The 15,557-nt window shown below is 40.2% G+C and carries 11 protein-coding genes; 6 read left to right on the forward strand and 5 right to left on the reverse strand.

All coding sequences use genetic code 11. The features are described from left to right. Positions 1-29: 29 nt before the first annotated feature. Entirely contained in the window at positions 30-992 is a 963-nt protein-coding gene (locus OA84_RS06195; RefSeq protein WP_052252136.1) for a L,D-transpeptidase, read from the forward strand. Here OA84_RS06195 and OA84_RS06200 read toward each other — a convergent pair. Both OA84_RS06200 and OA84_RS06205 read right to left on the reverse strand, forming a co-directional pair. Further along, entirely contained in the window at positions 962-1,513 is a 552-nt protein-coding gene (locus OA84_RS06200; protein WP_039343863.1) for a hypothetical protein, read from the reverse strand. The two genes, OA84_RS06195 and OA84_RS06200, sit on opposite strands and share 31 nt — an antisense overlap. Beyond that, the gene (locus OA84_RS06205) at positions 1,510-2,838 is read right to left on the reverse strand and encodes an aspartyl protease family protein (RefSeq protein ID WP_039343865.1); all 1,329 of its coding nucleotides are present in this window, start codon (positions 2,836-2,838) and stop codon (positions 1,510-1,512) included. The genes OA84_RS06200 and OA84_RS06205 overlap by 4 nt, the downstream gene beginning before the upstream one ends. 89 nt (positions 2,839-2,927) lie before the next feature. On the opposite strand from OA84_RS06205, the gene OA84_RS06210 reads away from it, so the two are divergent. Continuing rightward, positions 2,928-5,471, forward strand: a complete 2,544-nt coding sequence (locus OA84_RS06210; protein ID WP_039343867.1) for a phosphoenolpyruvate carboxylase — start codon at positions 2,928-2,930, stop codon at positions 5,469-5,471. A 31-nt stretch (positions 5,472-5,502) separates the two neighbouring features. Here OA84_RS06210 and OA84_RS06215 read toward each other — a convergent pair whose 3' ends face one another. Continuing rightward, the gene (locus OA84_RS06215; protein ID WP_039343868.1) at positions 5,503-7,107 is read right to left on the reverse strand and encodes a S8 family peptidase; all 1,605 of its coding nucleotides are present in this window, start codon (positions 7,105-7,107) and stop codon (positions 5,503-5,505) included. A gap of 270 nt (positions 7,108-7,377) precedes the next feature. Between OA84_RS06215 and OA84_RS06220 the strand changes: the two genes are divergently transcribed. Beyond that, entirely contained in the window at positions 7,378-8,508 is a 1,131-nt protein-coding gene (locus OA84_RS06220; RefSeq protein WP_039343870.1) for a DegT/DnrJ/EryC1/StrS family aminotransferase, read from the forward strand. A gap of 9 nt (positions 8,509-8,517) precedes the next feature. Continuing rightward, the gene (gene galE, locus OA84_RS06225) at positions 8,518-9,537 is read left to right on the forward strand and encodes a UDP-glucose 4-epimerase GalE (RefSeq protein WP_039343872.1); all 1,020 of its coding nucleotides are present in this window, start codon (positions 8,518-8,520) and stop codon (positions 9,535-9,537) included. Between the two features lie 109 nt (positions 9,538-9,646). Here galE and OA84_RS06230 read toward each other — a convergent pair whose 3' ends face one another. Continuing rightward, positions 9,647-10,144, reverse strand: coding sequence for a CinA family protein (locus OA84_RS06230; RefSeq protein ID WP_039343874.1), 498 nt, complete (start codon positions 10,142-10,144; stop codon positions 9,647-9,649). 141 nt (positions 10,145-10,285) lie between these two features. Between OA84_RS06230 and OA84_RS06235 the strand changes: the two genes are divergently transcribed. After that, positions 10,286-11,815 (forward strand): FAD-dependent oxidoreductase, encoded by a 1,530-nt coding sequence (locus tag OA84_RS06235; RefSeq protein WP_039343877.1) that lies wholly within the window; start codon positions 10,286-10,288, stop codon positions 11,813-11,815. Positions 11,816-11,889: 74 nt separating this feature from the next. Next, complete coding sequence (locus OA84_RS06240; protein ID WP_039343879.1) at positions 11,890-12,645, forward strand: SDR family NAD(P)-dependent oxidoreductase; 756 nt, start codon at positions 11,890-11,892, stop codon at positions 12,643-12,645. Between the two features lie 249 nt (positions 12,646-12,894). Here OA84_RS06240 and OA84_RS06245 read toward each other — a convergent pair whose 3' ends face one another. After that, complete coding sequence (locus OA84_RS06245) at positions 12,895-15,462, reverse strand: TonB-dependent receptor (RefSeq protein ID WP_039343881.1); 2,568 nt, start codon at positions 15,460-15,462, stop codon at positions 12,895-12,897. Positions 15,463-15,557: the final 95 nt, after the last annotated feature.

Genomic DNA, 15,557 nt, shown 5'->3' on the forward strand with positions numbered 1-15,557 from the left:
ATTGCAAATCCGAAAGCTAAAATTTGATAATGCCAGTGATTTCTTTTAAAAAATACCTCAAATACCCGCTTTTTTTTCTTGTACTTTCCGCCGTTTGGCAATGCAACAAAGAATCCGCTCAGGAAACGAAAAAAACTGTAAACACCGATTCTATAGCTGCTGCTGAAAAAGCAGAATTCATCAAAGATTCCATCGAAAAAAATAAAATCACTTACACAACTTTCATTTTTCCCGAAAAAAAGAAAGATTCGGCTATGGAAGTTTTTACCGAGAAATTTTCTAAAGACGAGCAATACCTTATTTTAGCGCTGAACCGCCTTGACACCAAAAATAAATGGCGCGCCGATACTCTTTCAATTCCGGATAAATTCGACAAAACGCTGATGATTTACTCGCCGTTTCCACGCACTTTAGAAATTTTGAAAAAAGTGGATAAAATGGTGCTGTTTTCTTATCCGATTCAGGCCTACGCGCTTTACGAATTCGGAAATCTTATAAAATGGGGACCCACGAGTTTAGGTAAAAAAACGGCGCAGACAAAACGTGGTCTGATGTTCGCGAACTGGAAAAAGGAACTCGCGATTTCTACCGTGGACAGCGAGTGGAAGTTGCCCTATAACTTCAATATTCATAACCTTCTCGGCATTGGTTGGCACGAATATGATTTGCCCGGCTTTCCGGCCTCGCATTCCTGTTTAAGGTTGCTTCGGGAAGATGCGAAATTTCTTTATAAATGGGCCGACACCTGGAGATTAACCGATAATGGTGAAACGGTAAAAACCAACGGAACGCCTGTAATTGTTTTTGGTGATTATGCCTGGGGCAAAAGAAAACCGTGGAAATACCTGAAAAACGAACCGAAACTTACCGATATTTCAGCTGAAGAATTAACTGAAATTATTGAACCACATCTTGAAAAAATTCTCGAAGAACAGCAAAAACGGTTAGATTTTAAGAATGCTCAGGAAACTTCCTCATCCGGAATTTCATAATCTTCAAACTTCCTGATGGATTCTTCAGCAAAATTGCGAAGTTCCTCCATTTCATTTTTTGCCTGAAATTTCCCGATTCTGGCGGCTAAAAAAGTGAGTCCGAGACATGCCAGCATCACAAATGAAACCGGCAGTGCCCAGGTAAAATCGCTGCTTTTAATCTGCTTTTCTACATACCAAAGCGTAATTGCGATCATCCATAAAATTCCGAAAATGAAATTAAGGAACATGAAGAATGTCCAGACGGCGGAAGTCGGCCCGAAAATTCCGCGCACCAAAGTTTTGTTTTCCTCCGGATCGATTTCGGTTCTTAACGCGAGACATGGTTTCCAGTAATGGTTATTTGCGCTTTTTACGGTGATTATTACCGATTCGTTATTCACGTTTCCTTCAAAGCGGTCCGCATTTTCGTTCAAAAAATTTTTCAGATAAACCGTGTACTGCTCGCGCGAGATATCGGTAAAAATTTTAAATCGCGGGCGCGAACGGATTTGATCAATGACGGTTTGTTCAATTTTCATTCGTGATAAGGTATTGGATCTTCTAAAATTATGGTGAAAGTCATTATTTTGCCGTCGCGTTCTATTTCCAGATTCACCTTTGTGCCATCTTCCTCTTTAAACATGCTGTTTATTTTTTCCAGGTTTAAATCACCAACTTTTCTTTTATTTATAGAAATCAGCTGGTCCTTTTTCTTGATCCCAGCTTTTGAACAAGGCGAATCCGGGCGGCAGCCGGCGACCGAAAATTTCGGCTTTAAAACAAATTTATATTTGAAACCTTCAGAACGATCCAGCACAAGAATACCTTCAGTGGTCGTAGTCTCGCGCTTGGTTTCCACATTTACAAGGTCTTTCTGCCATTCCATGCCGTCGTGCTGAACATCGAGTCCGCTGCTATTGAAGAGAAACGGATCATTAAAATGGGTATTTTTTCTCAGAAAAACACGCTTGCCCGGATAATCAAAAATTATGGTAAACCGGCGGAGAATATCGTTGCCAATAGAACCTTTGCGGTCGGGAACCAGTTTTAAACTTTGAATTGAATACTCATCCGGCATGGCGGTCAAAGGTTTTTTAAAAACGAAATTGCCCAGGCTAATTTCATGAATCCGGCTGCGTTTACCGAAAATATCACCATTAAAGCCGCGTCCGAGATAATCATCAATATTCGGGCGGTTATACTCAAAATTTTTGATAAGCTTCGGAAAAAGCCAGACTGCATCGCTATTTCCTAAATCCAAAAGCATTTTAGATGAGGCTTTTTTTGAATTCATTTCAACATCAGCCATAATATATGGTTTTGAAATTTCGACTGAAATAGGAAATTCAGCGAATTTTTTCTGCCTTTTTTCGAAGGTTTTTTCGTTGTTATAAACCGTGATTTTTTTGCTGATGTAATTGATTTCGACCCCATGATCTTTAAAAAAATGATAACCCATAATTCCATTCACCGGAATGCCGACATGTGAAGAAAAATTGATGCTTTCATCGAGAATAATAAAAATAGCGTGGTTATAATCGGTAAAATCTTTCCCGATGCGCACCAGATTATTTTCCGAGCTTAAACCAACAATTTTTCCAGTTCCGCCAAGGCCGGAAAATGTTGTCTTTTCAACATCATTAAAGTTTACTTCTTTGCTGTCCAGACTGAAAAGTATGGTTTCCTTAACACCCGAATCCAGAAGAAATGTAAGATCCACACCATTAATATTCACCGGAATAAAAATGAGGTTGTTGATAAGCTGAAAAGAAATCACCGTTTTTTTTGGATTTTTAATTTCAAAATTGCCTTGGCAAAATGAAATAGAAAACAGAAAAAGAAACAGCATGCTGAAAAATTTCATCTAATGAAGATACGATTTTCCTATAAAATTGATAATTTTTTACTTGAATTTTTACAATGTCACGGCAAAATTTAACTTAAATTTGTGAAATGCAATACGAAGTTCAAACAGAAAAATTCCGCCAGTTAGTAGCCAATAAATTCCAGATTTATAACTCGCTCTTCATGAGTTTGCCTTACGACAAAATGTCAAATATCGGTATGTTGCTGCCGTTTTTATATGAGGAAAGCAAAGCCGGTTATGAGGGGGAAAAAAGTCCTGAAGAAATTGTGGAAGAATTTTTCCGCAAACACACCGATTTGAAAACCGAAGAGCAGAAAATCGAACTGCTTTTTAAAATCATACAATACGTTGAAAGACAGGTTGTTTTATACGACAGCATCGAGGACGCGGCTTTTCCACAACTTCATTCTGAAAGCGACGCTGGAACAATTTTGCAACTGCACGAGCGCGCGTTGCAGGAACATCAGCTCGGCGCAACACGAAAAAAGCTTGCTGATTTTGCTGTAAAAGTGGTATTCACCGCGCATCCGACACAATTTTATCCAAATTCGGTTCAAAGGATTCTCCACGATTTGCGATCTGTTATAACCAATGATTCCGTAAGCGAAATCGATATGCTGCTGCAGCAACTCGGCAAAACACCTTTCTTAAATATCGAAAAACCAACACCGCTGGACGAAGCGCTGAGTATTATTTTTTACCTGCGTTATGTGTATTACGACACTATTGGCGAGCTTTTCAAAAAGATAAAAAATGCCTTTGGAACGCGCAATTTTTCACCGGCGCCAGATTTAATTCAAATGGGTTTTTGGCCCGGCGGCGACCGCGACGGCAATCCGTTTGTGACGGCAGAAATCACCCAAAAAGTGGCTCACGAGCTGCATATTTCTATTTTAAAATCTTATTATGCACACTTGAAAAAGCTGCGCCGTCGTCTGAGTTTCCGCGGTGTTTCTGAGGTTTTAGATGGATTAAGCGATGATTTATACGCCGCTATTTTTGCCGGAAAATCCAACGTTACCGACGTACATATTTTAGCAAAAATAGAAGCAGCTGAAAAAATTCTGATAGAAAAGCACAACGGACTTTTTAAAAATATTTTAGATGATTTTAAAGACCGGGTGAAAATTTTCGGAACGCATTTCGCGACTTTGGATATCCGCCAGGACAGCAGAATTCATCAGGAAATCATCGATGAGATTTTAGCAAAAAAAGCCGGTTTTAGCGGCGAAAATTTTAGCTCCGAAGAAAAGCTGAATTGGCTGTTGACCACAGATACAGTGCTGAATCCAAACGATTTCGAAGGTTTGACCAAAGACACGCTCCAGAACGTTTGCAATATTAAAGAAATCCAGCAGAAAAACGGTGAGCGCGGTTTGCATCGCTATATCATTTCAAATTCCGAACACATTAAAGATGTGCTGAATGTTTTCGCACTTTTCCGGCTTTGCGGTTATAAAGATGAGGAAATCAACATCGATATCGTTCCGCTTTTTGAAACGATGGACGGTCTGGACGCCGCAGAAAATGTCATGAAACAATTGTATGAACTTCCGGTTTATAAAAAACACCTCGAAAAGCGCGGAAAAATTCAGACTATTATGCTGGGTTTTTCCGACGGAACCAAAGATGGCGGCTATCTGAAAGCCAACTGGGAAATCTATGAAACCAAAGAACAGCTCACCAAAATTTCCGACGATTTCGATTTAAAAGTGGTATTCTTCGACGGCCGTGGCGGTCCGCCAGCGCGTGGTGGCGGTAAAACGCATGATTTCTATGCTTCGCAGGGAAAAACCATCGCGAATCACCAGATTGAACTCACCATTCAGGGGCAAACAATTACGAGTGTTTTCGGGAATAAAGATCAGGCGAAATATAATTTTGAACAGCTTTTAACCGCTGGAATTGAAAACGATGTTTTCAAAAATTCTAAAAAAGATTTGAATCAAAACGAGCGAAAACTCATCGAAGAACTTGCGGAAATAAGTTTTAAAAAATATTCGGATCTGAAAGCGCATCCGCGGTTTGTGCCGTATTTGCAGGAAATGAGCACGCTGGAATATTACGGAAAAACCAATATCGGCAGCCGACCGACGAAACGCGGCGCAGGCGGAGCTTTAAAGTTTGAAGATTTGCGCGCCATTCCATTTGTAGGTTCGTGGAGCCAGCTTAAACAAAATGTTCCTGGATTTTTCGGGTTTGGTTTTGCACTGAATGAACTTAAATATGCCGGCAGATTTCAGGAGGTTAAAGACTTATATAAGGGTTCCGATTTCTTTAAAACCTTGGTTTTAAACTCGATGATGAGCATGAATAAATCCTATTTTCCGCTGACTTCATACATGAAGAAAAACGAAAAATTTGGTGAGTTTTGGGCGATAATTTTTGAAGAATATAAACTTTCGGAAAAGTTGATGCTGGAACTGACGGGTTTTGAGACTTTAATGGAAGAAGAACCGCTGTCGCGTTTATCAGTGAAAATGCGCGAAAAAATTGTTTTGCCGCTTTTAAGCATTCAGCAATATGCTTTAATTAAAATTCAGAAAGAAGAAGGCAACCGCGAAGCTTACGAAAAGCTCGTTATGCGGTCGCTTTTTGGAAATATCAATGCGAGCAGAAATTCAGCATAAAAAAGACCTTCAGTAATGAAGGTCTTTATGTTTATTGTTTAATCAGCTTTTCGACGTACTGGTTTTTGTCGGTTTCCACCTGTACGAAATAAAGTCCAGGCGGGAGCTGCTCAATATTATTAAATTTTTCCTGCTTAAAGCCGTAAATTTTTCTACCGGTAACATCAAATAAATTTACAGATTTAATTATTTCATCAGTTTTAATGGTAAAAGTTTTCACCACCGGATTTGGATAAATCTGAATTTTCCCGGTCTTGTTTTGGTCTCTGGTTGAAAGTGCTGCCTGCAGCGTTTTGGAAAAGTTTAATATTCCATAACCCATTTGGGGTGTAGAATCAGGATAAAGCGATGCATTTTCCCGCAAAAACTGGCTGATTTCGTCAACTTTTTTTTGTGGTAGCGCCTGCAAAAGACACGCAATTCCACCCGCTGCCAACGGCGCCGAAAAAGATGTGCCGCTGCTTGAAACCACTGAATTGTCATAGCCCATATAAGTTGCCGTTCCGCGTGCGCTGGCATCGGGTTTTACATGTCCTAAAGCATTCGGTCCGAAAGATGAAAACGACGAACTCGTACCACTTTCCGTAACTGCACCAACGGAGAAAACTTTTTCGTTATCAGCTGGTGTGATGATGTAATGCCAAGGTTTCAGCGCTTCATTTCCGGCGCTTGCAACCACGAAAATTCCTTTTTCTGTTGCGATTTGTGCCGTACGAGCAATGAACGAGGTTTTACCGTCCATATCGGAATATACAAGATTATAGCGTGGATCATCAAATTCATAATAACCGAGCGAAGTCGAAATAATATCAACGCCTTTACGGTCAGCTTCTTCAGCGGCTTCCGTCCAGTACAGTTGCTCTTCCGGGACTTCATTATCAGCATCTTCGGTTGCGTAAAGGTAAAAATCCGCATCCGGCGCGGAACCTACAAATTGGTTTTCAACATAAGCACCAATTACGCCCAAAACATAGGAGCCGTGATTGTTCAAAGTGTTGCTGTAAATAAAATTATTCTTGCCAATGAAGTTGTAACCGCCTTTAATCTGGCCGTTATTGCGAAGTCTGGCGTATACCGAACCTGTATCAACCTGTGGAAAACCGGTGTCAATCAGAGCGATCGTCACGCCTTTTCCCGTAAAACCAGAAATATGTAAGGGACGCAAATTAATTTGGTTAATCTGCGCCAGACCAACACCATAATTGAAATCGGTTTTGGCTGTGGCTTTTTTGAATTCCGCGAATTTATCTACTTTTTGCGCGATTAATTTCGCGGCCGCTGGATGTTTAATGAAACTTTCAACGGATTGTACATAGCTTTCCGCTTTTAAAGTTTCAATTTGCTCCCGCGTCGCGTGCAACGCCACACCGTTCATCCATTTCGAATAATCCTTGACGGTAAAACCTAAATCGGTGATGTTTTTAATATAAGCCGCTTCAATTGGCGCGTCCTGATCGTTCAGCGGAATGCTTAAACGTGCGCGCCGGTCCAAAGATTTTTGGGAAAGTTCAGAAGTTGGATTCGCGTAAAACGCGGCTTTGTTCGGTTTGTCTTTAAAATAAACAAAAACCAATTCAGTTTGTGCCGCAACGAAGTTGAAAATCAGTAGGATAAAAACCGATAGTACTTTTTTCATATAATGTGTTGAAGGAATAAAATTAAAGAAAAGTTCGTATTTCCTCCTATTTTATTTTTAAATAAAAATTGGCTGCTGTTTGAGCATTTTTTTGGAGTTTTTCTTTTAGTATTTCTAAAAAATTTGGTGCTTTAAGGGCATTTTTTTCTTTTTTGGCTAAATAAGATTTAGCTAAAATTTTTGCTTCCGTTTTAAAAAGCTTGGGAATATTAAGCTGAGGTTTACTTTTTTTGAAAATTTAATTTTGCTAAATTTGAGGAAATATTTTTTATGAAAAAAATTCAAATGGTTGACCTTCAAAGTCAATATTATAAGATAAAATCCGAGGTTGATAACGCAATTTTAAACGTAATTGATTCCGCTGCTTTTATCAACGGCCCAGAAGTCAAATTTTTCCAGTCTGAATTAGAACACTATCTCGATATAAAACATGTTATTCCGTGTGCGAACGGAACAGACGCGCTTCAAATCGCGCTTATGGCGCTGAAGTTAGAAGAAGGTGATGAAATTATCACCGCAGATTTCACTTTTGCGGCCACCGTGGAGGTCATTCACCTGCTTAAATTAAAAACAGTTTTGGTGGATGTAGATTACGGTACATTCACCATGGATACAGAGAAATTAAAAGCTGCTATTACCGACAAAACCAAAGCTGTTATTCCGGTACACCTGTTCGGGCAATGCGCGAATATGGAAGAAATCCTGAAAATTGCCAAAGAGCACAATCTTGCAGTTATTGAAGACAACGCGCAAGCGATTGGTGCTGATTTCACTTTTTCCGACGGAACGGTAAAAAAATCCGGCACGATGGGAACTATAGGGACAACTTCCTTTTTCCCGTCGAAAAATTTAGGTTGCTACGGCGACGGCGGCGCAATTATGACCAACGATGATGATTTGGCGCACCAAATCCGCGGCATTGTAAACCACGGAATGTACGAAAGATATTACCACGATGAAGTTGGTGTAAATTCTCGCTTAGACAGCATACAGGCGACGGTTTTACGAAAAAAACTGCCGCTTTTGGACAGTTATAACGAAGCAAGAAGAAAATCTGCTGATTATTATGACGAAGCTTTTTCGGGCCACGAAAATATTTTGACGCCTGAAAGAGCCGATTATTCCACGCACGTTTTTCACCAATATACTTTACGAATTCTAAACGGAAAGCGCAACGAACTGCAGCAGTTTCTGAGCGAAAAGGAAATCCCTGCCATGATTTATTATCCCGTGGCTTTGCGCAAACAAAAAGCCTATTTTCAGGAAAGCGACGATGCTGATTTTGAAAACACCGATAAATTGCTGGAAGAAGTAATTTCTTTGCCGATGCATACAGAGCTTGATGAAGTACAGCTGAAATATATTTCGGAAGCTGTTTTAGAATTTATGAATAAAGATTAAACACATTTTATGAAAACAATATTAGTTACGGGCGGGCTCGGTTACATCGGGTCACACACGGTTGTGGAACTTTTACAGAATAATTTTGAAGTCATCATCGTTGATGATTTATCCAATTCCGAAAAATTTATTTTGGAAAATATTGCCGAAGTAGCCGGTAAAAAACCCATTTTTTATCCTTTCGATTTAAAAAGAAAAGAGCTTCTGGCGCAACTTTTTGATGCTCATCAAATTGACGGCTGTATCAACTTCGCAGCTTTTAAAGCAGTTGGTGAAAGTCAGGAAAAACCTTTGGATTATTACGAAAATAATTTGTTTTCACTCATCAATATTTTGCAGGAGTTTAAAGCCAGAAATATTTCAAACTTTATTTTCAGCTCCTCGTGCACGGTTTACGGCCAGGCAGACGAGCAACCGATCGATGAAAATACGCCGCTGAAAATGCCGGAATCCTCCTACGGAAAAACGAAGCAAATGGGCGAAGAAATTCTGAAAGATTTTGCGGTCGCCTATAAAAAGAAAGTTTCATTGCTGCGCTATTTTAATCCGATTGGGTCGCACCCAACGTCGCTTTTAGGCGAATTGCCAATTGGTGTTCCGAACAATTTGGTCCCTTACGTGACACAAACCGCCTCTGGAATTCGTGAAAAACTGTCGATTTGGGGAAATGATTATCCTACTGAAGACGGCACCGCGATCCGCGATTATATTTATGTGGTAGATTTGGCAAAGGCGCACGTAAAAGCTTTGCAGAAACTTTTAGCCGAAATAGAAGAAACGGTTATCGATATATATAATCTTGGAACTGGCAAAGGTTCTTCGGTTTTGGAAGTGGTAAATGCCTTTGAAACTGCGAATGACGTAAAAGTGCCGTATCAGATTTGCGAGCGTCGTGCCGGTGACATTACCATCGCATATGCGAATGCTGATAAAGCCGAACGGGAACTGGGCTGGAAAGCCGAAACAACTTTGGAAGAAGCCTTACGAACAACTTGGGAGTGGCAGAAGTATCTGGAAACAAGAAATTAATATTAAAAAAAATGCCGTTTTAGCGGCATTTTTTTGAATTTGTATAATAGAAATTTGGCGGTAAAAACAGTGTTTTTTTGTTATTTAAAGAATTGAAAAAAATGTCGTTTTACCTTCTTTTTTTTACAGTCTTTAGTAATTCTTTGATCATTTTATTGATAAAAATACTTTGATTGTCCTGCAATTCTTTTTCGGCGTCGCCGGTAATTTTTTTTGACAGAATTATTTTCGAATTTTGAGCAAGCGCAATGTAAGCAAAGCAAGCGGGGACATTTTCTTCCGGAACAGGCCGCGCAAAACCCGTGATGCTGTAACCAAGCTCGGCGTTGAATTTTTCCGCGACTTCAAGCGCCATTTGCTCCGCGATTTCTTTGGATACCGCGTTGTTTTCTTCCGCAAAAATAGGGTTAATGTTGAGCTGTTTCGCTTTTTGTCCTACGTTATACACCGTCATTCCGCCCTGAAAAAAAGACATCGCCTGTTCTGCTTGCGATAAGGTATTTTGCAGAAGTCCGGCGGTGCAACTTTCCGCTACCGCGATGGTGAGCTTTTGGTCGCGCAGTACTTGTGACAATTCGCTTAATACTTTCTGGTCGGCAGTTTTCATTTCTTAAAAATTAGTTAAGCTTTTTAAATCTTGAAGTTATATGCTGTGGTTTGCCCAATTATTGCTGCAAAAGTTTTTTACAATTATGGTTCCAAATCCATGGTTGCGCCGTAAAAAATCACACCTAAATCCAAATAAATTATGAATCAGGCAGGAAATACCAAAAGCTTCTGGGAAAATCACATCAGCCCGGAAAAAACCAATGTGGACCACCAAAAATTTGATGTAATCATCATCGGCGCCGGAATTACGGGAATTACTTTAGCTAATGAATTACAGCAAAACGGCAAAAAGTGTTTAATCATTGAAAAAGAGCATCCTGGTTTCGGGACGACCGGCAGAACTACGGCGCATATCAATAATTTTTTCGATTCTTCCTACGATGATGTCATCAGCAATTTCGGTGAAGACAATGCAAAAGTTTTAGCAGACGCGGCGAAGGAAACCGTGAAATACATCAAGCGAAATGTACAGAAATATGGCATTGCCTGCGAATTTGCCGAAGTTGATTTTTACCTTTTCAGCAGTGAAGAAAATCAGAATAAAAAGCTTGAGGACATTCTGGAAGCACACCAAAAAGTTGGTATCGAAACAAAACCTACGCAAAATATTCCCTTTAACCTTCCGTTTGTAAAAGCTGTTGAAATCCACGGTCAGGCACAGTTTCATCCTTTAAAATACATCAGAGCTCTTTTAAAAGAATATGAGAAAAAAGGTGGAAAAATTTTAAACCAAACTCAGGTTAAGGATTGTACAGAAGAAAACGACGTTGTAAAAGTGGAAACTTCAGACGGAAAAACCTTTGAAGCAAAATCGGTGGTTTGGGCTACACACCACGCCACGGGTGACAGCCGCTTTAATCTACTTGTAGCGCCATACCGAAGTTATGCGATGAGCGCGAAGCTTTCCGGTCCGCCAAGCAAATTAGCGCAAACAGCTGACCTGGAAGAGCCATATCATTACCTGCGTTACCACAAATCCGACAACCAATATTATTTGATTGCGGGCGGATTTGACCATAAAACCGGTGAAGAACCGGATACCGAAAACCGTTTTAAAGAACTTGAAAAGTATGTGCGCGACCGCATAAAATTTGAGCATATCGAAAACCAATGGTCAGCGCAGTATTATATTCCGGCGGACGGTTTGCCGTACATCGGGAAGATGCCGGGCGAAGAAAACATTTACCTGTGCACCGGCTATAACGGAAACGGAATGAACTTCGGAACAATGGTTTCATTAATTATCCCGGATTTAATAAATGGTGTAGAAACTGACCTTTCAAAAATGCTGTCTCCGTCGCGCATTAAACCTGTCGCGAGCGCGAAGCAGGTAATTAAAGAAAATGTGGACACCGTTTCCAACCTTATAAAAGACCGTTTTAATCCTGACGAAATTTCAGATTTAGACCAAATTCCAAACGATGAAGGAAAGCTTGCAGATGTTGATGGTGACGCGTGCGCAGTATATCGGGATAAAAGTGGCTCACTGCATTTCTTCGATGCGAAATGTACGCACATGGGCTGCCACGTGCAATGGAACCCAAGCGAAAAATCCTGGGATTGCCCGTGCCACGGCTCACGTTTCGACGCGCTGGGAAAAGTGCTGATTGGTCCGGCGCTGAAAGATTTAGAACAGATAAATGCGGCACACGATAAAAATCATAAATAGCTGAATTTTAACCTACATCAACGTCCAACCATTTATATAGCGGTAAATTTGAGTAAATCTTAAAACAATTTATTATGAAAAAGTTACAGGATAAAGTCGCAATTATTACAGGCGCCGGATCTGGAATTGGACAAGCAACCGCATTGCTTTTCGCGAAAGAAGGTGCAAAAGTGACGGTGAGTGACATTAATGAAGAGCACGGAAATGAAGTGGTGGAAATGATAAAGAAAGAAGGTGGTGAAGCACTTTTTGTAAAAGCAGATTCTGCTAATATCGAAGATCACAAACGACTGGTTAAAGAAACGGTAGAAAAATTCGGTGGACTGCATATCGCGGTAAATAACGCCGGAATTGGTGGTGAAAGCAATAAAGTAGGAGATATGTCAACCGAAGGTTGGGAAAAAGTAATTTCGATCAACTTATCCGGAGTTTTCTACGGCATGAAATATCAGATTCCCGAAATGCTGAAATCAGGGAAAGGAAGTATCATTAATATTTCTTCCATTTTGGGGCAAGCTGGTTTCGGTGGTTCTGCCGGTTATGTTGCCGCGAAGCACGGCGTCGTAGGTTTAACGAAAACTGCGGCGTGGGATTATGGTAAAGATAATTTGCGTGTAAACGCTATCGGGCCAGGATTTATTTACACCGGATTGGTCAGTGAAGAAACTATGGGTAAAGAGGCGCTGAATATGCTGGAAGGCAAACACGCTTTCGGGCGCTTAGGTCAGCCGGAGGAAATCGCCAACATGTGTCTTTTCCTTGCTTCAGATGACGCTTCATTTGTCACCGGAAGTTATTACGCGGTGGACGGCGGTTACCTCGCTGTTTAAAAAACCTTTTAGAAAATTGAAAAATCAGGCTGTTCATGCCTGATTTTTTTTGGCTTAATGAGTTCAATTAAAATTTAAAAAAGAAAAAAATGCTGTCTTTAAGCGGAATTTTTTGAAAATTTTTAAAACAGAAAAATTCCGTGCTTTAGCAGCAAATTTTTGAAAAATTTAGACTGAAAAAAATGCCCTTTTAACGCCTAAAAAAAGTCCCGCAAAAAACGGGACTTTCATTATAATTTAATTCATCAATTACATTGGTGGACCTTGTTCTTCGTCACCGGCTGTATTGCTGTTAATGTCTTTTTTACGTTTCGGACCATCCACTTTATCACCTTGCTTGAAACGGTAGCTCAGTGAAATGCTGAACTGGCGCGGCTGCCACTGCATAAAGCTGTACTGCGAATACGTTGGCGTGGTGGTTAAATTCTCACGCGTTCTGGTGTTGAAAATGTCCTGAATGTTGAAGGAAATTGTGCCGTCGCCTTTCCAAATGGTTTGGCTCGCACCAAGATTCACAGCATACATTGGCTCTCTGGTTTGCGAAACGGTATTTTCAGCACCACGATAGAAGCCCTGGATTTGGAAACTTGTAGTTTTTGTTGGTTTGAAAGTACTTGTCAAACGGAATCTGGTAGAAAATCCGTCTCCGGAGAAATCGAAATTTTCATAAGAACCCTCGTTTTTATATCCGTAAAGATCTGCACTCGCCATCAATTTCCACCATTTGAACGGATCAAAAGTCGCATTGATGTCTACACCATATTGTGTTTCTGTACCAGCGTTCACCGGCATGGTGTAAATTACGGTATTTCCATCTGCGTTCAGGCCGCTGTATTGGTAGAAGTTAACTTCGTCCTCAGACTTTTTGTAATATAAAGTTGGGTTAAAAGTCACCTTGCTTTTCGATAAGCTGTAACCTAATTCGAAAGAGTTTTCGTAAGTCGGGTTCAAATCCGGATTTCCGCTGAATAAGTTTCTGTTGTTATTATACGACATAAACGGAATTAGGAAAAACGAGCGCGGACGGTTGATTCTTCGGGAATAATTTAAAAGCAACTGATTGTTTTTGTTTAAATCATAGCTTAAAAATGCACTCGGGAAGAATTTAAGATAATTCTTATCAACACTGATTTTTTCAGCATCGCTTACACGCTGGAAATCTACGCTGATGTCCGTATTTTCAGCTCTTAAACCCAATTGATAACCGAAATTATTGATTTTGCTTTTGAACTGTGCGTAACCTGCAAGCACGTTTTCGTTATAAGAAGTGGTACTGGTGAAATTTGGTAAAATTTCTACCGGACCATTATTTCTGCTCTCGTCTACGAAGTAATCGTAATCGTTTTTGTTCGCATCGAAACGCGCCCCCGCTTCAATTTTAGATGATTCACCAATCGGCAATTCATAATCTGCTTTTGCTAAATATTTGGTGTTATCCGAAGTGGTAAGAATGTTATTAAAACTGCTTGTAGCAACGTCAAATTCATTATCATAACCGTTTTCTGTAATGTAAGACGTTCCGTCGCTTTTGCTTTTCTGATAACTTCCCGCCAAAGAGATTGCCTGGCCGTTATCGTCGATTTTTAAGTCGTAACCCAAATCTCCCTGGAAAGAGTTGTTTACGCTGTTTCCGGTATTCAAACGGTTGGTAAACTGTTCCTCAATAGTGTACGGCACGTTTGGATAAGTTGCACTGTTGCGGTCTTTTTTAATAACGCTGTCGAAGTAATTGGTTTCGCCTGTAGATTCATTATTGAAAGTTCGAAACATTACCGACGCATTTAGCGAAGATTTGTCGGTTAAATCAACCACAAATCCTGTCGTTACGTTGTAATTTTTATTTTCACCATCGTTGCTTCCGCGCTGAATGGATTTCATTGAAAAACCGTCGTTCAATCCTGCAGGATCGAGGAAAGAATTAAATTCGGAATTATTTTGAGATTTATTTCTGCTGTAGCCGCCGCCACCATTGATGTAATACGTCCAGGCGCCTTTTCTCCAGCTTAAATTGGTATTCAAACGCGTTGTCGGCAAATAACCAACAGTTCCTTCAACACTACCGTTAAAACCAACTTTTTTTGATTTTTTCAGAATGATATTCAGGATTCCCGCAGTTCCGCTCGCTTCGTATTTTGACGACGGATTTGTAATTACCTCGATTCTTTCAATCTGGTCTGCTGGTATAGACTGTAATGCGTTAGCACCGTCATCAATTCCTAACATTGAGGAAGGTTTTCCGTTAATCAAAAATCTGATATTGGAATTTCCACGCATGGAAACGGTTCCGTCTGTATCAACATCCACGGAAGGTACGTTTGCTAAAACATCCTGAAGATTTCCGCCTTTTGCTACGATGTCCAAAGATGGATCATACACTTTTTTATCGATTTCCACGCGGTAAGCTTTGGTCGCCTGCGCGGTAATTACAACACCCTGAATGTCTGAAGTTTTGGTGTTGGTGATGGAAGCTTCCGGCTGCACGGTAAAGTTTCCGAGGTTGCCCGATGTAGAAATTTGCTTGTTAAGCGTTGATTTTTTAAAATCGATAGCTTCAACGATAATGTCGTAGTTTCCGGGAGTTAAAGCGATTTGGAAAGCGCCCTGTTCATCTGCCAAAGTGGCATCGCTGAACATTTTGTTCGCTTTGTTGCTGAAAGTTACTGATGCGTAAGGCACTGCCGCGTTTTGCGGTCCTACTACTTTTCCGCTTACGTTTATTTTTTCCTGTGCAAAAGCTAAACTTGCTGCACCTAAAACGAAAGCTAGTCCTAAAGTTCGTTTCTTAATGATGGATGAAATCTCAATCCTGTTCCTCATAATATTAGTTTATCCTTGTACTGATTACTTATTTCTATAAAAGTTAAAATAAATGTTTGTTTGAAAATTATCAAATTCAAAAAAAAACGGCTTAA

The organism is Kaistella solincola (assembly GCF_000812875.1).
GTDB lineage: Bacteria > Bacteroidota > Bacteroidia > Flavobacteriales > Weeksellaceae > Kaistella > Kaistella solincola.